The sequence below is a fragment of the Streptomyces sp. SYSU D01066-1 genome (assembly GCF_054956795.1).
This window is the reverse complement of record NZ_JBUDHV010000009.1, coordinates 64,584-82,680: the sequence shown is the minus strand read 5'-3', so window position 1 is coordinate 82,680 and position 18,097 is coordinate 64,584. Positions and strand designations below refer to the sequence as shown.

The window sequence follows — 18,097 nt, the reverse complement described above, 5'->3', positions numbered from 1 at the left end:
CCTCGGAAGCCCCGGAGGCCGCGGAGGTCCCGGAGGGGGACGGGGCCGGCCGGCCCGGCGGTGGCTGGTGGTCGCGGGCCTGGCAGGCCGCGCCCGCCGCGAGGACGGCCGTCAGGGCCAGGGCGACCTGTCGGCTGCGTGTGATCATCCGCTCACCCCGGTGTGGTCACGTGCGAATAAAAATCAGATTTACGCACGAACAGATAAGAAGTTCCGGCTCTTCTCGGGCGACTCCGACACGCCCATTAGCCCGTCCGGCGTACGGGTACGAGGGCCACCGACCGTTCGTCGAACCGTTCGTCGACGCGATCGACCGTCCGCCGCACACCCGTGCGCCCGGACTGTCCCCCCGGCCACCCCCTGCGGTGCCATACGGCCATGACGGCCGGAACCACCCTCACCCACGGGACGACGACCGCCGAGCACGAGCTCGCCGCGCTCCAGCGCGAGCACGGCCGGCCGCTGTTCGGGCTGCTGCTGCGGCTGTGCGACGGCGACCGGCAGCGCGCCGAGGACCTCCTCCAGGAGACCCTCGTCCGTGCCTGGCAGCACCCCGAGGCGCTGCGCGCCCACGACTTCGCCTCCGTACGGCCCTGGCTGCTCACCGTCGCCCGGCGCCTCGCGATCGACGCGCGGCGGGCCCGGCAGGCCCGGCCGCCCGAGGTCGGCGACGCGGCCCTGGAGAACACGCCCGTCTGCGCGGACCACGCCGAGCGGGCCGCCGCCGCCCTCGATGTGCGCGAGGCTGTGAAGACCCTCACTCCGGAACACCGTGAAGTCCTGGTGCTGGTGTATTTCCAGGGGGCGAGTGTGGCGGAAGCGGCGACGGCCCTGGGCATACCGGCGGGTACCGTGAAGTCCCGGGCGTTCTACGCACTGCGCGCCCTGCGCCGGGTGCTGCCGGGATACGCCACCGACCTGCGCTGAAACCGGACGCTGGGTCAAGCCTTCGTAAAGCGCCTTGCCGTGGACCCCGGTCGGGTAATCGGCTGTCCTCATCCGTGTTCCGGACGGGACCCTCGGCGGGGTCCGGGTGGGGCGACGCACACGCACCGGAGGAAGGGCAGGAAGGGATGCTGCACAGAGGTCACGAGAGCACGGACGGCGGCGACGGCGACGGGGACGGACTGACCGTCCCCATGGCGTGGTTGTACGCCGAGTACGTCGCCGACCAGCTGCTGCGCGGCGGCGATCTGATGCCGCCCGCGTCCTTCGAGTTCCGCGCCGGGCGCTACGCGCTGGCGCTGACCGTCTTCCTGTCCGACACCGACGGCGAGCTGTGCGGCGCCGAGGTCGTCTCCCGCCTGGAGACCTGGCTCTCGCTGACCGCGTACGACCAGCCGTGGCGGGAGTGGGTGCGCGAGCGGCTGGCCGAGACCGCGGCCGGCGGCGGTCCGGACGGCGACCTGGTCCTGGCGCGGGCGGCCTGGCGCTGGCTCCAGGACACCGAACTGCTCGCGCCGGACCTGAACGCGGTGCCGGGCGGCGCCCCCGCCACCGGCGAGGACGAGGGGCCGAAGGTGTGGACACCGGCGTGGCAGCTGGGGCTGCCCCTCGGCCACCTCGCCATCCACCTGTTCTAGGCCCCGGCGCCTGTCGCGGGGTCTGGCGGACCCGCTCGGCCGGCCGGCCGTCAGCACGGCGCCGGCCGGCTTGAGCGATTCGGCGGTGGGCCGCGTACGGGAGGGAGCAGGAAGCCACCCCCACCCGACGGCACGAGGAATGCGGCATGAGGTCCCTGGAGAGGCATCGCGACGCGGGCGCCTACGCGCTCGGTGTCCTCGACGAGCGGGACGCGTTCCGCTTCGAGGACCACCTCATGGGGTGCCCCCGCTGCACCGCGACGGTGACCGGGCTGCGGCCGGTGACCCGGCAGTTGCTGCTGTACCGCAGGGCCACCCCGCGCGCCGTCCACCCCTTCGCCGGGCCCGGCCCCCGGCTCCTGGAGCGGCTGCTGTCCGAGGTGGCCGCGCGCCACCGGGCCGCCCGCCGCAGGCTGTGGTACGCCACGGCCGCCGCGCTGGTGTGCGCGGTGGCCGCGTCCGGCGCCGCGGTGCTCGCGGTGCGCGGCGAGGCAGCGGTGCGGGTGGCCGCCACCGACCAGCGGTCGGGGGTGTGGGCCCGGGTGACCGCCGAGGACCGGCCCTGGGGCAGCGGCGTCGAGGTCGAGGTCAAGGACGGGGCGGGCCCCCGCTCCTGCCGGCTCGTCGCCGTCGGCCGGGACGGGTCCGAGACGACCGTGGCGGGCTGGAGCGCACCCGGGCACGGCGCCCGGGCCACCACCGTGCGCGGTGGCGCCGCGCTGCATCCGGACGAGATCGTCCGGTACGAGGTGCGGACGTCCGGCGGGGAGCGGCTGGTCACCCTGCCCGCCGGATGACCCCGGGGCCGCTCCGGACGCCTGCCGGCGCCCGGACGCGCGTGTGGCCGGCGGCCGGGAGCCGTGCGGCCAGGACACCGCGCGAGGTTGGCGCGGACGGTCCCGCGGCCGGTGACGTGCCCGGTCAGGAACCGTCCGAGCGCCTCGGCCCCGGGCGGTCCGGACATGGACCCGGGGTGCCGCCGCGGACCGGCGTCGCCGCGTGAGCGGCGGGCTCACCGCTCCCGGCGCCGCACCGGGAACTCCGCCCACACGCACTTGCCGCCGCCCCGCGCCTCCACGCCCCACCCCTCGGCCAGCGCCTCCACCAGCAGCAGTCCCCGTCCGCAGAGGCCGGCCCCGTCCGCGTCCCGGCGGCGCGGCAGGGCGCTGGAGGAGTCCTCGACCTCGATCCGCAGCCGCCGGCCGGCGCCGGTGAGCAAGCGCAGGGTGAGGACCGCGGCGCCCTCGGTGTGCGTCAGCGCGTTGGTGATCAGCTCGTCGGCGACCAGTTCGATCTCGTCGCCGTGTTCGTCCGCGCCCCAGGCCCGGACCGCCGCCCGGACCAGATGGCGGGCCTCGGTGAGCGCCTCGGGGTCGCCGGGGGCGACCTGCTGCTGGAGCCGGCCGTGGGAGCGCGGGGCCTGAAGGCCGCGGCGGCGCAGCAGGAGCAGGGCCACGTCGTCCTCGCCGCCGCGCTCCTCGGCCTCCCGGATGAGCAGGTCGGCCAGCTCCCGGACGTCGGACGGCCCCGAGGCGACCGTCGCGGCGAGCGCCCGCACACCGTGGCCGAGGTCGGTGCCGGGCCGCTCGACCAGGCCGTCGGTGCACAGCACCAGGGTGGCGCCGGGGTCGAGTTCCAGGGTGGAGACGGGACAGTCGAGCCGTCCGAACTCGGCGGACAGGCCGAGCGGCAGCCCGCCGGCGACGGGGACCCGGCGGCAGGTGCCGTCCGGGTCCCGCACCAGCGGGTCGATGTGCCCGGCGCGCACCACCTGGACGACGCCGGTGGTCAGGTCGGCCTCGGCGTACAGGCAGGTGGCGAAGCGGTCGGTGTCCAGTTCGTGGAGGAAGACGGAGGCCCGGGCCATCACCGTGGCGGGGGTGTGCCCCTCGGCGGCGTAGGCGCGCAGCACGATCCGCAGCTGGCCCATGACGGCGGCGGCGTGCGTGTCGTGGCCCTGGACGTCGCCGATGACGGCGCCGACCCGGCCCCCGGGCAGCGGGATCAGGTCGTACCAGTCGCCGCCGATGTCGCGGCCGGGCGTCCCGCCGATGGTGGCGGCGCGGTAGCGGACGGCGACGTCGCAGCCGGGGACGGAGGGGATGGTGCGCGGCAGCATGGCCTGCTGGAGTCCGGCGGCGAGGTCCATCTCCTGCTCGTAGAGCATGGCCCGCTGCAGGCTCTGGGCGATGCTGCTGCCCAGGGCGATCAGGACATTGCGTTCCTCGGGCGAGAAGCCGTACCGGTCGTTGTAGAGCAGGCCGATGGCGCCGACCGGCCGGGCCTGCGCGATCAGCGGCAGATAGGCGGCCGAGGTGATGCCCAGGTGGGCGAGGTGCGGCCACAGCACGGGGTAGCGCTCGGCGAACTCCTCCGGTGACTCGATGAACCGCGGCCCCAGGGTCCGCACCACCTCGCTCATCGGGTAGGGCTCGTCGATCCGGGTGACACGGGTGCCGGGGGCGAAGCTGTTGTCGGGGCCGTCGGCGACCAGCCGGATGCGGCCCGCCTCCACCAGGCCCATGACCAGGCTGGTGGCGCCCAGCCGGGTGAGGCCGTCGGTGTCCCTGAGGACCTCGATGACGTCGTCCACGGTGCGGGCGTGGGCGAGGGCGGCGGTGGCGGTCTCCACGACGTCGGTCTGGCGGCGGCGTGCCTCGTCCCGCACCGCCCGTTCGCGGTGCGACTCGATCTCGCTCAGCTCCTGGGTGGCGTCCCGCACGATGCCGATGACCCGGCAGGGCCGGCCGGTCTCGTCGCGCCGGATGTAGCCCTGGGTGTGGGTCCAGCGCAGCCGGCCGTCGCGCAGGCGCAGCCGGAAATAGGTGCCGTAGTTCTCGCTGCCGTCCTTGATGGCCTGGGCGACCAGGGCGTCCAGGCGGGTGCTCTCCGGGCGGGGGACGCGCACGGACAGGGACTCCGGGCGTCCGTCGTACTCCTCCGGGCGCAGGTCGAAGACCTCGTGGGCCTGGGCGTCCATGTGGAACGTGCCGCTGACCAGGTCCCAGTCGAAGCTGCCCATCCGGTTGAGCGCCAGGATCGGGTCCGGGTGGGCGGGCCAGTCCTCTGGGAGGGACAGCTCGCTCGCTCCCCGTTCAGCCATGAGCCCACCTTGCCAGCATGTGCCCGATTCCTCGACTCGTTCGGTCCGCCCGGGGAGGGTGACCCGGAGGGCGGAGACCTGGGGGGGGCGGGGGCCTGGGGGCGGGGACCCGGGGGACAGGGACCCGAGGAACGGGGACCCGAGGGACGGGGACCCGGGGAAGGGTGACCGTGCCCCCGCGCGGATCGGAGAAGGAGCGCACAGCCGTGGAATGGTTCACCGCACCCGACTACTGGGTCAGCCGACTGGTCTTCCAGAAGGCACTGGCCGCCGTGTACCTGGTGGCGTTCCTGACGGCCGCCCTCCAGTTCCGGGCGCTGATCGGCGAGCGCGGCATGCTGCCGGTGCCCCGGTTCGTCGAGCGGGTGCCGTTCAAGCGGGCGCCGAGCCTGTTCCAGTGGCGGTACTCGGACCGGCTCTTCGCCGGCTGCGCCTGGACGGGGTGCGCGGTGGCGGTGGCGCTGCTGGCGGGGGCGGACGGGCTGGTGCCGCTGTGGGCGGCGATGCTGCTGTGGCTGGTGCCCTGGGCGCTGTACCTGTCGATCGTGAACGTCGGGCAGACCTGGTACGGCTTCGGCTGGGAGTCGCTGCTGCTGGAGACCGGTTTCGTCGCGGTGTTCCTCGGCAACGACGAAGTGGCCCCGCCGGTCGTCGTGCTGTTCCTGCTGCGCTGGCTGCTGTTCCGGGTCGAGTTCGGGGCGGGGCTGATCAAGATGCGCGGCGACGAGTGCTGGCGCAAGCTGACCTGTCTGGACCACCACCACGAGACCCAGCCGATGCCGGGCCCGCTGAGCTGGTTCTTCCACCACCTCCCCCGCCCGCTGCACCGCGTCGAGGTGGCCGCCAACCACGTCACCCAGCTCGTCCTCCCCTTCCTGCTGTTCACCCCGCAGCCGGTGGCCACGGTCGCCGCCGCGCTGATGATCGTCACCCAGCTGTGGCTGGTGCTCTCGGGCAACTTCTCCTGGCTGAACTGGATCACGATCGTGCTCGCCCTGTCGGCGGTCCGCTTCCCGTCCGCTCCCCCGTCCCTGCCCGCGACACCGCTGTGGTACGAGGCGGTGGTCCTGGCGGTGGCCGCGCTGCTGCTGGCGCTCAGCTACCGGCCGGTCGCCAACATGCTCTCGCGGCGCCAGGTGATGAACCGCTCCTTCGACCCGTTGCACCTGGTCAACACCTACGGCGCGTTCGGCAGCGTCAGCCGGGTGCGCTACGAGGTGGTGATCGAGGGCACCGCCGACGAGGTGCCGCGCGAGGACGGGGACTGGCGGGAGTACGAGTTCAGGGGCAAGCCCGGCGACCCGCGGCGCTGGCCGCGCCAGTTCGCCCCCTACCACCTGCGCCTGGACTGGATGATGTGGTTCGCCGCGCTGTCGCCCGCGTACGCCGGGACGTGGTTCGCCGCGCTGGTGGAGCGGCTGCTGGAGAACGACCGGGACACCCTGCGACTGCTGCGCCGCTCCCCCTTCCCGCCGGACGCGCCGCCGCGCCACGTCCGCGCCCGCCTCTTCCGCTACCGGTACACGACCTGGCGGGAGCTGCGGGCCACGGGTGCCTGCTGGGAGCGGACGTACGTGCGCGAGTACCTGCCGCCGACCCGGCTGACGGGGACGGCCCGGCGGCCCTAGCCCGGCACGGGGACGGCCTCGGCGATGAGTCCGGTCCGCTTCAGCTCCCGCCAGAACGCGGCGGGTACGGGCTCGGCGAACCGGTCGGCGCAGTCGTGGACCTCGGCGGCCGAGCGGGCGCCCGCCAGGACGCTCGCGACGGCCGGGTGGGCGGCGCCGAAGGCGAGGGCCGCGGCCCGCAGGGTGGTGCCGTGCCGTTCGGCGAGCGACTTCAGGCGCAGCGCGCGCTCCAGCACGTCGGCCGGTGCCCGGGCGTAGTCGTACGACGCCCCGGGCCTCGGGTCGGCCAGCAGGCCGGAGTTGAAGACCCCGCCGACGACGACGGAGGTGCCGCGTGCCGCGGCGGCCGGGAGGAGGTCGTCCAGCGCGCTCTGGTCGAGCAGCGTGTAGCGGCCGGCGCACAGCACCACGTCGACGTCGGTGTCGCGGACGAACCGGGTCAGCGGCGCGGTGTGGTTCATGCCCGCGCCGATCGCCCCGACCGTCCCCTCGGCACGCATCCGCTCCAGGGCCGGGTACCCCTCCCGGAACGCCTGCTCGGCGTGGTCGTCGGGGTCGTGCAGGTAGACGACGTCCACCCGGTCCAGGCCGAGCCGTTCCAGGCTGGCCTCCAGGCTGCGGCGTACGCCGTCGGCGGTGAAGTCCCACACCCTGCGGTGGGTGGCGGGCACGGCGAAACCGTGGGCCAGGTCGTCACCGTCCGCCTTGATCGCCTCCAGTCTGCGGCCCACCTTGGTGGAGACGGTGTACGCGGGGCGGGGGAACTCGCGCAGGGCCGCGCCCAGGCGCCGTTCGGACAGGCCCAGGCCGTAGTGCGGGGCGGTGTCGAAGTGGCGGACGCCCCGCTGCCAGGCGGCCCGGACGGTCTCCCGAGCCTGCTCCTCGCCGACCTCGGTGTAGAGGTTGCCGAGGGCGGCGCAGCCGAGGGCGAGGGGGCTGACGGCGACGCCGCTGGCGCCCAGGGTGTTCACGAGCCCGCCGGGCGCGGCCGCAGGCCCTGCATGCCGCCGTCCACGGCGAGGGCGGTGCCGGTGGTGGCGCCGGACAGCGGGCTCGCCAGGTAGGCGATGGCACCGGCCACCTCGTCCGCGCCGACCAGGCGGCCGAGGGGCTGGCGGGCCTCCAGCGCGGCCCGCTCGGCGGCCGGGTCGGGAGCCTTCTCCAGCAGGCGGCCGATCCACGGGGTGTCGGCCGTGCCGGGGTTGACGCAGTTGACGCGGATGCCCTCGCGGACGTGGTCGGCGGCCATGGCGAGGGTGAGGGAGAGGACCGCGCCCTTGGTGGCGCTGTACAGCACCCGCTGCGGCAGGCCCGCGGTGGCCGCGATGGACGACGTGTTGACGATCGCCGCGTGCGCCGACCGGCGCAGGTACGGCAGCGCGGCGCGGGCGACCCGGACCATGCCGATCACGTTGACGTCCAGGACGCGGTGCCACTCGGCGTCGTCGTTGTCCGCGACGGTGCCCTGCGCGCCGACGCCCGCGTTGTTGACGAGGACGTCCAGGCCGCCGAGCGCGCCGGCGGCGGCGGTGACCGCGGCGCGTACGGAGGCGTCGTCGGTGACGTCGGCCCGGTGGGCGAGGAACGGCTCGTCCACCGTCGATATGTCGATGTCGAGGACGGCGACGGTGGCGCCGCGCCGGGCGAGGAGCTCGGCGGTGGCCCGGCCGATGCCGGAGGCCCCGCCCGTCACCAGGGCCCGTAGCCCCTGGAAGTCGTTCATGCCGTCCGCCCTCCGGTCCGCTCGGCGTCGGCGGCCCAGAAGGCGCCGCCGGGGTAGGTGTACCGGGCGATCGACTCGGGCCGCAGGGCGGCCGAGAAGCCCGGCGCGGTGGGTGCCGCGTAGTGGCCCTCGCGGATCACCACCGGGTCGAGGAAGTGGTCGTGCAGGTGGTCGACGTACTCGACGACCCGGTCCTCGGTGGTGCCGGACAGCGCCACGTAGTCGAACATCGCCAGGTGCTGGACGAGTTCGCACAGGCCCACGCCGCCGGCGTGCGGGCAGACCGGGACGCCGTACTTCGCGGCGAGCAGCAGGATCGCGAGGTTCTCGTTGACGCCGGCCACCCGGGCGGCGTCGATCTGCACGATGTCGACGGCGCCGGCCTGGAGGAGCTGTTTGAACACCACCCTGTTCTGCGCGTGCTCGCCGGTGGCCACCTTCACCGGGGCGACGGACCGGCGGACGGCGGCGTGGCCCAGCACGTCGTCGGGGCTGGTGGGTTCCTCGATCCAGTAGGGGTCGAACTCGGCGAGCGCCCTGGTCCAGCGGACGGCCTCGGGGACGTCCCAGCGCTGGTTGGCGTCGAGGGCCAGGCGCACCCGCGGTCCGACGGCCGCGCGGGCGACCCGGCAGCGCCGGATGTCGTCGTCGAGGTCGGCGCCGACCTTGAGCTTGATCTGCCGGAAGCCGTCGGAGACGGCCCGGGCCGCGAGCCGGGTGAGCTTGGCGTCGTCGTAGCCGAGCCAGCCCGGGGAGGTGGTGTAGGCGGGGTAGCCGGTGGCCAGCAGGTGTCCGGTGCGCTCGGCGGCGCCCTTGCGGCCCCGGCGCAGGAGGTCCAGGGCCTCGTCGGGGGTGAGCGCGTCGGTGAGATAGCGGAAGTCGATCTGGCCGGTCAGCCACTCGGGGTCGGCGTCGGCGAGCAGTTGCCACAGGGGTTTGCCGGCCCGTCTGGAGGCCAGGTCCCAGACGGCGTTGACGACCGCGCCGGTCGCCATGTGCATCACACCCTTCTCCGGTCCCAGCCAGCGCAGCTGGCTGTCCGAGGTCAGGTCGCGGTAGAGCGCGCCGGGGTCGGCGCACAGCCCGGCGACGGACCGGCCCACCACGTGGTGGCGCAGGGCGTGGATCGCGGCCACCTGGACGTCGTTGCCCCGCCCGATGGTGAACGCGAAACCGTGCCCCTGCTCCTCGTCCGCCCCGTCGGTCCGCAGGACGACGTAGGCGGCCGAGTAGTCGGGGTCCGGGTTCATCGCGTCGGATCCGTCGAGCTCGCGGGAGGTGGGGAACCGGATGTCGTAGGTGTCGACGGCGGTGATGCGGGCGTCGGTGGCGGGCACACGGCTCCTCGGGGTGAGCGACCAGGTGCCGCATATTTATCAGACGTATTGATCCGACGAACACCCCTCGTGCCGCTGAAACGCCCGCTATCTCCCTGATCGGACGGCAAAGTCATCCGATCACTGGCCCGGCTCACCGAACGAGCCGGGCCAGTGGCACGCGCGCTGCGCCCGCCGCGGCCGCTACGCCCGTCGCAGCCGCAGCGTCACGAGCTGGAACGGGCGCAGCCGTACGGTGATCCGGTCGCCGTCCCTGTCCGGCGCGGGCCGCCCGGCGAGCGGCCGCTCCAGCAGGTCGGTCACCGTGGCGCCGGCGACCGCGAAGGAGGCCGTCAGCGTGGCCCGGGCCCGGCCGCCGTGCGCCTCGTGGAAGCGGACCACCACGTCCCCGCTGCCGTCGTCGGCGAGCTTGACGGCGGTGATCACCACCGCGTCCCGGTCGACCGTCACCAGCGGCGGCACCTCACCGGCGCCGGTGAGGTGCCGCTCGGGCAGGTTGATCCACCAGCCCTCGCGCACCGCGTCGCCGACGGCCGCGCCCGGCACCAGGGCGTGCCGGAAGCGGTGGGTGCCCTGGTCGGTCTCGGGGTCGGGAAAGCGCGGGGCGCGCAGCAGCGAGACCCGGACCGTGGTGGTCGTGCCCCCGTCGGCCGCGTCGCCGTCGGCGCGGACGGCGCGGGTGACGTCGTGGCCGTAGGTGGAGTCGTTGACCAGTGCGACGCCCCACCCGGGTTCCTCCAGGTGGACGAAGCGGTGGTTGCACGCCTCGAACCTGGCCGCCTCCCAGGATGTGTTGGTGTGGGTGGGGCGGTGGACGTGCCCGAACTGGGTCTCGGAGGCGTACCGTTCCGCGTGCAGGTCGAGCGGGAAGGCCAGCTTCAGGAACTTCTCCGTCTCGTGCCAGTCGACCTCCGTGTCCACCTCCAGCCGCCGCTGCCCCGGCGGGAGCGCCAGCACCTGGGTGACCGTCGACGACCCGAAGGACCGCGCCACCCGCACCGAGGTACCGTCCTCGCCGGCCGTCACCGAGTCGGCGCCGGTCAGGTCGGTGACCGTGTTGCGGTAGAAGGCGTCCACGTCCCAGGCGTCCCACTTGTTCGGGAGGTCGGGGTGGAGCTGGAGGAGGTTGCCCGCCGCGCCGGGGGCGACGGTCTCGCGGTCGGCCTCTACGTCGTACACGGAGACGAGCAGGCCCCGGTCGTCGATCTCGGCCCGGAGCAGCCCGTTGTCCAGGACGTGACCGCCGCCGGGGCGCGGGGTGAGGCGGGTGCTCCCCTCGGTGACGGGGGTGCCCGCGCCGCCGGCCGGGACGCCGTGGCGGGCGTGCGGGGCGGAGTTGAAGACGAGGGGGGTGCCGCCCTCGCCGGCCAGGGCGCGCTGGGCGGCGTCGATGATGCCGTTCAGCTCACCGGCGACGCGGTCGTAGGTGGCGCGGGCCTCGCGGTGCACCCAGGCGATGGAGGAGCCGGGCAGGATGTCGTGGAACTGGTGCAGCAGGACCGTCTTCCACAGGCGGTCCAGGTCCTCGTACGGGTAGGGGAGGCCGGTGCGTACGGCAGCCGTCGCCGCCCACAGCTCGGCCTCGCGCAGCAGGTGTTCGCCGCGGCGGTTGCCCTGCTTGGTCTTCGCCTGGCTGGTGAGGGTGGCGCGGTGCAGTTCGAGGTACAGCTCGCCCACCCACACGGGTGGTTCGGGGTACTCGGCGGCGGCCTTCTCGAAGAAGGCGCGCGGGGTGTCCCAGGTGACCGCGGCGGAGCCTTCCAGGTCGCGCAGGCGGGCGGCGCGGGCGACCATCTCGCGGGTGGTGCCGCCGCCCCCGTCGCCGAAACCGGTCGGCGCGAGGGAGTGGCGGGCGATGCCCTTGTCCTTGAAGTTGCGCGCGGCGTGGGCGAGTTCGGCACCCGTCAGGGCGCAGTTGTAGGTGTCGACGGGCGGGAAGTGGGTGAAGATCCGGGTGCCGTCGATGCCCTCCCAGCGGAAGGTGTGGTGCGGGAACCGGTTGGTCTGGGACCAGGAGATCTTCTGCGTCAGCAGGTACTTCGAGCCGGCCGCCTTGATGATCTGCGGCAGTCCGGCGGCGAAGCCGAAGGTGTCCGGCAGCCACACCTCGTCGTTCTCGATGCCGAACTCGTCCAGGAAGAACCGCTTGCCGTGCACGAACTGCCGGGCCATCGCCTCCGAGCCGGGCATGTTGGTGTCCGACTCCACCCACATGCCGCCGGCCGGCACGAACCGGCCGTCCGCCACCGCCTTCTTCACCCGCGCCCACACCTCGGGCCGGTGGTCGCGCACCCACGCCCACTGCTGGGCCTGCGACATGGCGAAGACGAAGTCCGGCTCGTCCTCCAGCAGCGCGGTCATGCCGGCGGTGGTGCGGGCGACCTTGCGGACGGTCTCGCGCAGCGGCCACAGCCACGCGGAGTCGATGTGGGCGTGGCCGACCGCGCTGATCCGGTGGGCGGAGGGGACGGCGGGGGCGGCGAGGGCGCCGGCGAGCGGCTCGCGGGCGCGGGCGGCGGTGCCGTTCACGTCCTGGAGGTCGAGGAGGTCCAGGGACCGGCCGACCGCGTGCAGGATCTCGTAGCGGCGCTGGGAGTCGGCGGGCAGCTCGGCCATCAGCTCGCCCAGCACCTCCAGGTCGAGCACGAGGTTCCAGACCGTCTCGTCGAGGACGGCGAGGTCCATGCGGGCCAGGGTGTACAGCGGTTCGGTACCGGCGGTCTCCTTCTCGCCCAGCGGGGTCGGCAGGAAGCCGCGGGGGCCGAGGATCACGGGGTTGGAGGCGGCCTCGACGTGCAGGCGGACCCGCTCGCCGCCCTCGGCGGGGGCACCGATCCGGACCCACTGGTTTCGGGGGTTGAGACCCTTGACCGGGGTGCCGTCGGGCCGGTACACGAGCCCCTCGCACTGGAAGCCGGGCATGTTCTCGTCGAAGCCGAGGTCGAGCAGGGCCTCGACGGTCCTCCCGGCCCAGTGCTGGGGGACGGTGCCGGTGACGCGGAACCAGCTCGTCCCCCAGGGGGCGCCCCAGCGGGCGCCCGGCGCGACGGGTTCCCCCTCGGCGGCCAGCCCCTCGGCGACCGGGACGGGCTCGCCGGGGGCGTGCCAGACGGTCACGTCCAGCGGTACGGATTCGGGGTACAGGGCGGGGCGGACGCGTTCGCCGAGGACGCGCTGGAGGCGGGCTTCGACCAGGCTGCGGTCATCATGCATGCGGGTCTCCGTGGTTCGGGAGCGGGCGGTTGCCGGGAAGCGGGTCACGGCGACGGGCGGACGGGGGTTGAGCTCCCCCACCGCGCCCGGTCCGAACCGCGCGGCCCGCGTGTCCCGGCGTCCGGCCCGCGGCCCCTGGACGGAAACTTTGCCGGAACATATTGTCAACAATTTCGTCGGCCGTTACGTTGAACCTGGTCCGCGCCCCCCACAGACGCCGGGGCGACTTCTCACAGCAGTCAGGAACAGCCATGATCATCGATTGCCACGGCCACTACACCACCGCTCCCGGGGCGCTGGCGGCCTGGCGCGACCGGCAGATCGCCGGACTCGACGACCCCGCGTCCGCGCCCTCGCGCGCCGACCTGGAGATCGGTGACGACGAGCTGCGCGAGAGCATCGAGTCGAACCAGCTCCGCCTCATGGACGAGCGCGGCATCGACCTGACGGTCTTCTCCCCCCGGGCGTCCTTCATGGCACACCACGTCGGCGACTTCAAGACCTCGGCCGAGTGGGCGTCGATCTGCAACGAGCTGTGCTTCCGGGTCAGCCGCCTCTACCCGGAGCGGTTCGCCATGGCGGCCATGCTCCCGCAGTCCCCGGGCGTCGACCCCGCCACCTGCGTGCCCGAGCTGACCCGCTGCGTCGAGGAGTACGGCGCGGTCGCGCTCAACCTGAACCCCGACCCCTCCGGCGGGCACTGGACCGCTCCCCCGCTCACCGACCGCTCGTGGTACCCGGTCTACGAGAAGATGGCCGAGTACGACATCCCGGCCATGGTGCACGTCAGCACCAGCGTGAACCCCGCCTTCCACACCACCGGGGCGCACTACCTCAACGCCGACACCACGGCGTTCATGCAGCTCGTCCAGGGCGACCTGTTCAAGGACTTCCCCACCCTGAAGCTGATCATCCCGCACGGCGGCGGCGCGGTGCCCTACCACTGGGGCCGGTTCCGCGGCCTGGCGATGGCGCTGGGCAAGCCGGAGCTGGAGGAGCACGTCCTGGGCAACGTCTTCTTCGACACCTGCGTGTACCACCAGCCGGGCATCGACCTGCTCCTGGAGGTCGTACCGCCGAAGAACATCCTCTTCGCCTCCGAGATGATCGGCGCGGTCCGCGACATCGACCCGTGCACCGGCTTCCACTTCGACGACACGCGGCGCTACGTCGAGGCGGCGAAGCTGCCCGCGGAACACCGCTCGGCGATCCAGGAGCACAACGCGCGCACCGTCTACCCTCGACTGGACGCCCTGCTGAAGAGCCAGGGCCGCTGACCCCCGGGCGGCGGGGGGGGGCCCCCCCCCCCCCGCCCACCACCCCCCCCCCCCCGCGCCCCACCCCGGGCCCGCGCGCCCGCGCCCCCCGCCCCGCCCCCCCCCCCGCGCCGGCGGGCCCCCCCCCCCCCCCCCGCCGCGCGCCGCCGGGGGCGGGGCCACCGGCCCCCCCCCCCGCCCCCGCGACTCCCCGCCCCCCCCCCCCCGCGAACCGGCCCCGCCCGCCCGAACGCCCTCCGGGACCCGCGCACCGGCCCGGAAGCCGCGCACCGAGCACCCGCACCGGCCCAGGCGCCGGGACCGCTCGTGAAAGGAACGACCGAAATGCCCGATCTCGCTCCCAAGACCCCCGGCTGGCTCGACTGGTACGCCGACCCGTCCGAACCGGCGTTCCGGCTCCCGGAGGGGGCCGTCGACGCGCACTGCCACGTCTTCGGGCCGCAGGCCGAGTTCCCCTTCGCGCCGGAGCGGAAGTACACGCCCTGCGACGGCGGCAAGGAGGACCTGTTCGCGCTCCGCGACCACCTGGGCCTGTCCCGCAACGTCATCGTGCAGGCCACCTGCCACGGCGCGGACAACTCGGCCATGGTGGACGCCGTGCGCGCCGCCGGCGGCCGGGCCCGCGGCATCGCCACCGTCCGCCCGGACGTCACCGACGCCGAGCTGCGGGAGCTGGACGAGGCCGGGGTGCGGGGTGTGCGCTTCAACTTCGTGCGCCGCCTGGTCGACACCTCGCCCGAGGAGGACCTGCGCGCCATCGCGGCGAAGATCGCCCCGCTGGGCTGGCACATCGTGCTCTACTTCGAGGCCGCCGACCTGCCCGACCTGGAGGACTTCTTCTCCTCCCTGCCCACGCCGCTGGTCATCGACCACATGGGCCGCCCGGACGTGACCCGGCCGGTGGACGGTCCGGAGTTCTCCCGCTTCCTGCGCTTCGTGGACCGCAACGACGTCTGGGTCAAGGTGAGCTGCCCGGAGCGCCTGACCGTCACCGGCCCGGCCGCCCTGAACGGCGAGCGCCACGCCTACACCGACGTCGTGCCGTTCGGCCGGCGCACGGTCGAGGAGTTCCCGGACCGCGTCCTGTGGGGCACCGACTGGCCGCACCCCAACCTCAAGGACCACATGCCCGACGACGGGCTGCTGGTCGACCACATCCCGCACATCGCCCCCACCGCCGAGCAGCAGCACAAGCTCCTGGTCGCCAACCCCATGGGTCTGTACTGGCCCGGAGAGGCCGTCTGAGCACCCCTTCCCTCTTACCGCAAGGGCACATCGCATGCATCGCGTCAACGCTCTCAACCGGCTGGACAGACTGCCGGTCTCCCGGTTCCACAAGATGACCCTGCTGGCGGTGTCGTTCGCGTACTTCTTCGAGTTCGCCGACATCAACAGCTTCTCCGTCACCGCGCCCAAGCTGATCAAGCTGTGGGGCGTCACGGTCGACCAGGTCGCCTACGTGACCTCCCTGTCGTTCGTCGGCATGTTCATAGGCTCGATCGTCGCCTCCAACCTCGCCGACCGCTTCGGCCGCAAACGCGCCCTGATGCAGACGACGGTCTTCTTCGGCTTCTTCTCCTTCCTCTCGGTCTTCTCCTGGGACCTGCTCTCCCTCGGTGCCTTCCGCGTCCTGACCTCGGCGGGCCTGTCCGCGATGACCGTGGTGGCGGTCATCTACGTCAGCGAGATGTACCCGGCGGCCGTCCGCGGCCGGTACCAGGCGTACGCCATCGTCATCGGCATCTGCGGCACCCCCGTCACCAGCCTGCTCGCCAGTTTCGTCGTCCCGCTCAGCGACTGGTCCTGGCGCCTGGTGTTCCTGTGGGGCTCGCTGGGCATGCTGCTGGTCCTGTTCACCCGCCACCTCAAGGAGTCGCCGCGCTGGCTGGAGAGCCGGGGCAGGCACGAGGAGGCGGAGCGGGTGCTGGGCGAGATCGAGGCCATGGTCTCCGCCGAGAAGGGCCCGCTGCCCGAGCCGGCCCCGCCGGTGCAGGAGGCCCCGGTCACCAAGGCCCCGCTCAAGCTGCTGCTGCAGCGGAAGTACCTGCTGCCGACCCTGCTGCTCACGGTCGTGTGGGTCACCCAGACCATCGGCTTCTTCGGCTACTCCAGCTGGGCCCCGACCCTGCTGGCCAAGGAGGGCTTCAGCGTCGAGGACTCGGTCTTCTACGTCGCCCTCACCACGGTCGGCGCCCCGCTCGGCTCGTATCTGGCGGCGCTGGTCACCGACCGGTTCGAGCGCAAGTGGTGCCTGGTCGCCTTCGGCACGGTGATCGCGGTCTGCGGCCTGTTCTACGGGCTCACCTTCAACCCGGTGCTCATCATCGTCTTCGGTTTCCTGGTGAACCTCTTCGAGCGCGGCTACACCGCCCTCGGCTACGCCTACTCGCCCGAGCTGTTCGACACCCGCAGCCGCTCGCTGGGCACGGGCGTCTCCTACGGGCTGGGCCGGCTGTCCAACGCCGCCGGCCCCCTGGTCGTCGCGGCGCTCTACAACAGCCAGGGCTACCAGAGCGTGTTCTACTTCATCGCCGGTTCCTGGCTGCTGGGCGCGATCGTGCTCGCGGTCTTCGGGCCGCGCACCCGGGCCGCCCGGCAGGCGGCGGCAGCCGCGGCCACGGCGCAGAAGACGCCCGCCTAGAGTGCGCGGTACATGACGTGCAGGCCCACCAGGCCGTGCCGGGGGTGTTCGAAGGCCTCCGGCACGGTGCCCAGGACGGTGAAGCCGAGGGAAGTCCACAGCTTCACCGCCGGGTTGGTCTCCACGACCGCGTTGAACACCATGCCCCGGTAGCCGTGGGCCTTCGCCTCGGCCAGCACGTGCTCGGCGAGGGCCCGGCCCGTGCCCCGGCCCGCGTGGTCGGGGTCGACCATGAAGCCCGCGTTGGCGATGCGGGCGGCCGGGCCGCCGTAGTTGGGGGTGAGGTAGGCGGAGGCGACGACGGCGCCGGTCCCGTCCTCGGCCACGTACACGCGCTTGGCGGGGTCCATCCACAGACGCCGCGCCTCCTGTTCGGAGGTGGCCGGGTCCCAGGTGTAGGTCTCGCCGGCGGCGACGATGCGGTGCCAGAACGGCCAGACGCGCGGCCAGTCGTCCGTGGTTGCTTCCCTGATCGGCATGGACGCGAGTCTCGCACGCCCACGCCGATCGTGATCATCCGGGTTCAGTCCACGCTGGGCAGGATGTGCGGCTCGGCGAGGTCGTCCTCGTAGCCCGCCAGGCGGATCGGGGCGGACCGGGCCCACACGTCCAGGCTTCCCAGCTCTCCTGGCCGGCGGCCCGCGGACCGGATGCGTTCCTCGGGGCCTTCGTCGGTCTTCGTCTTCTCCGGTGTCACCGCGCACTCCTTATGTGTCGGGTCACCCTCGGGCCTCGCCGGTCAGTCTGCTGTCCGGTGCCTGACGCCCGCTCGGGTGTCGGTCTAGAGCAGTTCGGACGCGGTGGCGCCGGTCACTCGGACGGACGATGGGTGTGGGTGGGGCCCGTACTGCGGTCCGTCCGCTCCACATTAACCAAATGAGCGGGGGTCCGCTCTATGGGGCCGTAAACTCCTGGTAATCATCATGCTTCACCCCGCGCACAGTTGGGTCCGCCGCACTCCGTTCCGTCACGTTTCGTCCACTGATGTGAGTCACCCGTTCGGTCTACGCGGTCCAGGGGCTCGGGGCAGTTCAGACGGCGTTGGCCGGGCCGCAAGGTCGTCATGGTCTGCTGCGGTGCGCAAGGAGCCGTGTCGCGGGAGATCGCGGGAGGACGGACGCGTGGAGCTGCGCAGCGTCGAGGAGCTGATGGACCTGCTGTACGCCTGCCGGGAGACCACCGCTGCCGGCGGCGCTCCGGCCGACGCGCACGGCCACGCGCTGCGGACCGCCGCGCTGCTGCGCCGCGGGCGCCCCGCCGACAAGGAGTTGCAGATCGCCGGTCTGGTGCTCGGCGTGGGCGGGCTGCTGTGGCCCGGTGACCCGGCCGGCCGCGCCGGGCGCACCGCCGACGCGGTCCGCGGACTGCTCGGCGAGCGCGTCGCCCGTCTCGTCGCGGGCCGCCCCGGCCCGGACGCCGTGGCCGACGACGATCTGCGCCGGCTGCGCGAGGCGCAGGAGGAGGGCCGCGCCGCCGTCTTCGACGCCGGGGTCCTGGAGGACTGGCGCACGGTGCTGGAGCTGGTGGCGGCGCGCACCTCGCGGCTCGGCGCGGGCGGCTGACCGCTCACCGCGTGCCGGGTGGCCGGCTCC

General features: G+C 73.6%; 15 protein-coding genes and 1 pseudogene. 8 read left to right on the top strand and 8 right to left on the bottom strand.

Translation table 11 applies throughout. From position 1 onward, the window contains the following. Window positions 1-10 precede the first annotated feature (10 nt). Window positions 11-148 (bottom strand): annotated as a pseudogene (locus tag ACY1JF_RS11615) (CapA family protein); the annotation flags it as partial. A gap of 230 nt (window positions 149-378) precedes the next feature. On the opposite strand from ACY1JF_RS11615, the gene ACY1JF_RS11610 reads away from it, so the two are divergent. From ACY1JF_RS11610 to ACY1JF_RS11600, 3 genes are all read left to right on the top strand, one after another. Continuing rightward, the gene (locus tag ACY1JF_RS11610; protein ID WP_462704956.1) at window positions 379-927 is read left to right on the top strand and encodes a sigma-70 family RNA polymerase sigma factor; all 549 of its coding nucleotides are present in this window, start codon (window positions 379-381) and stop codon (window positions 925-927) included. Window positions 928-1,073: 146 nt separating this feature from the next. Then, on the top strand, window positions 1,074-1,583 hold the full coding sequence (locus ACY1JF_RS11605; RefSeq protein WP_462704955.1) for a hypothetical protein: 510 nt from the start codon (window positions 1,074-1,076) through the stop codon (window positions 1,581-1,583). A gap of 146 nt (window positions 1,584-1,729) precedes the next feature. After that, window positions 1,730-2,380, top strand: coding sequence for a zf-HC2 domain-containing protein (locus ACY1JF_RS11600; protein ID WP_462704954.1), 651 nt, complete (start codon window positions 1,730-1,732; stop codon window positions 2,378-2,380). A 215-nt stretch (window positions 2,381-2,595) separates the two neighbouring features. Here ACY1JF_RS11600 and ACY1JF_RS11595 read toward each other — a convergent pair whose 3' ends face one another. Next, entirely contained in the window at window positions 2,596-4,686 is a 2,091-nt protein-coding gene (locus ACY1JF_RS11595; protein ID WP_462704953.1) for a SpoIIE family protein phosphatase, read from the bottom strand. A gap of 206 nt (window positions 4,687-4,892) precedes the next feature. On the opposite strand from ACY1JF_RS11595, the gene ACY1JF_RS11590 reads away from it, so the two are divergent. After that, entirely contained in the window at window positions 4,893-6,314 is a 1,422-nt protein-coding gene (locus tag ACY1JF_RS11590) for a lipase maturation factor family protein (RefSeq protein ID WP_462704952.1), read from the top strand. On the opposite strand, the gene ACY1JF_RS11585 is transcribed toward ACY1JF_RS11590, so the two are convergent. The 4 genes from ACY1JF_RS11585 to ACY1JF_RS11570 form a co-directional block, all read right to left on the bottom strand. Next, window positions 6,311-7,285 (bottom strand): aldo/keto reductase, encoded by a 975-nt coding sequence (locus tag ACY1JF_RS11585; protein ID WP_462704951.1) that lies wholly within the window; start codon window positions 7,283-7,285, stop codon window positions 6,311-6,313. The two genes, ACY1JF_RS11590 and ACY1JF_RS11585, sit on opposite strands and share 4 nt — an antisense overlap. Continuing rightward, window positions 7,282-8,037 carry an SDR family NAD(P)-dependent oxidoreductase gene (locus ACY1JF_RS11580; protein WP_462704950.1) on the bottom strand — a complete coding sequence of 252 codons (756 nt, stop codon included), beginning with the start codon at window positions 8,035-8,037 and terminating at the stop codon, window positions 7,282-7,284. Before ACY1JF_RS11580 ends, ACY1JF_RS11585 begins: the two co-directional genes overlap by 4 nt. After that, complete coding sequence (locus ACY1JF_RS11575; RefSeq protein WP_462704949.1) at window positions 8,034-9,374, bottom strand: L-fuconate dehydratase; 1,341 nt, start codon at window positions 9,372-9,374, stop codon at window positions 8,034-8,036. Before ACY1JF_RS11575 ends, ACY1JF_RS11580 begins: the two co-directional genes overlap by 4 nt. Window positions 9,375-9,557: 183 nt before the next feature. Beyond that, window positions 9,558-12,587 (bottom strand): alpha-mannosidase, encoded by a 3,030-nt coding sequence (locus ACY1JF_RS11570; RefSeq protein WP_462704948.1) that lies wholly within the window; start codon window positions 12,585-12,587, stop codon window positions 9,558-9,560. Window positions 12,588-12,838: 251 nt separating this feature from the next. On the opposite strand from ACY1JF_RS11570, the gene ACY1JF_RS11565 reads away from it, so the two are divergent. From ACY1JF_RS11565 to ACY1JF_RS11555, 3 genes are all read left to right on the top strand, one after another. Then, a complete protein-coding gene (locus ACY1JF_RS11565) occupies window positions 12,839-13,864 on the top strand; it encodes an amidohydrolase family protein (RefSeq protein WP_462704947.1) in 1,026 nt (341 codons plus the stop codon). 324 nt (window positions 13,865-14,188) lie between these two features. Then, complete coding sequence (locus tag ACY1JF_RS11560) at window positions 14,189-15,109, top strand: amidohydrolase family protein (protein WP_462704946.1); 921 nt, start codon at window positions 14,189-14,191, stop codon at window positions 15,107-15,109. 34 nt (window positions 15,110-15,143) lie between these two features. Further along, entirely contained in the window at window positions 15,144-16,505 is a 1,362-nt protein-coding gene (locus tag ACY1JF_RS11555; protein ID WP_462704945.1) for an MFS transporter, read from the top strand. Here the strand turns inward: ACY1JF_RS11555 and ACY1JF_RS11550 are convergent. Further along, complete coding sequence (locus tag ACY1JF_RS11550; RefSeq protein WP_462704944.1) at window positions 16,502-16,984, bottom strand: N-acetyltransferase family protein; 483 nt, start codon at window positions 16,982-16,984, stop codon at window positions 16,502-16,504. The two genes, ACY1JF_RS11555 and ACY1JF_RS11550, sit on opposite strands and share 4 nt — an antisense overlap. A 44-nt stretch (window positions 16,985-17,028) precedes the next feature. Further along, window positions 17,029-17,202: a hypothetical protein gene (locus ACY1JF_RS11545; RefSeq protein ID WP_462704943.1), complete on the bottom strand. Its 174-nt coding sequence runs from the start codon at window positions 17,200-17,202 to the stop codon at window positions 17,029-17,031. Between the two features lie 424 nt (window positions 17,203-17,626). Here ACY1JF_RS11545 and ACY1JF_RS11540 point away from each other — a divergent pair, with 424 nt between their 5' ends. Beyond that, window positions 17,627-18,067, top strand: coding sequence for a hypothetical protein (locus ACY1JF_RS11540; protein ID WP_462704942.1), 441 nt, complete (start codon window positions 17,627-17,629; stop codon window positions 18,065-18,067). The last annotated feature ends 30 nt before the right edge of the window (window positions 18,068-18,097 follow it).

Bases quoted from the DNA above. Each gene is read 5' to 3' on its own strand.
- ACY1JF_RS11595 (WP_462704953.1), bottom strand. From the start codon at position 4,686: ATGGCTGAACGGGGAGCGAGCGAGCTGTCCCTCCCAGAGGACTGGCCC.
- ACY1JF_RS11580 (WP_462704950.1), bottom strand. From the start codon at position 8,037: ATGAACGACTTCCAGGGGCTACGGGCCCTGGTGACGGGCGGGGCCTCC.
- ACY1JF_RS11610 (WP_462704956.1), top strand. From the start codon at position 379: ATGACGGCCGGAACCACCCTCACCCACGGGACGACGACCGCCGAGCAC.
- ACY1JF_RS11570 (WP_462704948.1), bottom strand. From the start codon at position 12,587: ATGCATGATGACCGCAGCCTGGTCGAAGCCCGCCTCCAGCGCGTCCTC.
- ACY1JF_RS11550 (WP_462704944.1), bottom strand. From the start codon at position 16,984: ATGCCGATCAGGGAAGCAACCACGGACGACTGGCCGCGCGTCTGGCCG.
- ACY1JF_RS11560 (WP_462704946.1), top strand. From the start codon at position 14,189: ATGCCCGATCTCGCTCCCAAGACCCCCGGCTGGCTCGACTGGTACGCC.
- ACY1JF_RS11565 (WP_462704947.1), top strand. From the start codon at position 12,839: ATGATCATCGATTGCCACGGCCACTACACCACCGCTCCCGGGGCGCTG.
- ACY1JF_RS11555 (WP_462704945.1), top strand. From the start codon at position 15,144: ATGCATCGCGTCAACGCTCTCAACCGGCTGGACAGACTGCCGGTCTCC.
- ACY1JF_RS11605 (WP_462704955.1), top strand. From the start codon at position 1,074: ATGCTGCACAGAGGTCACGAGAGCACGGACGGCGGCGACGGCGACGGG.
- ACY1JF_RS11600 (WP_462704954.1), top strand. From the start codon at position 1,730: ATGAGGTCCCTGGAGAGGCATCGCGACGCGGGCGCCTACGCGCTCGGT.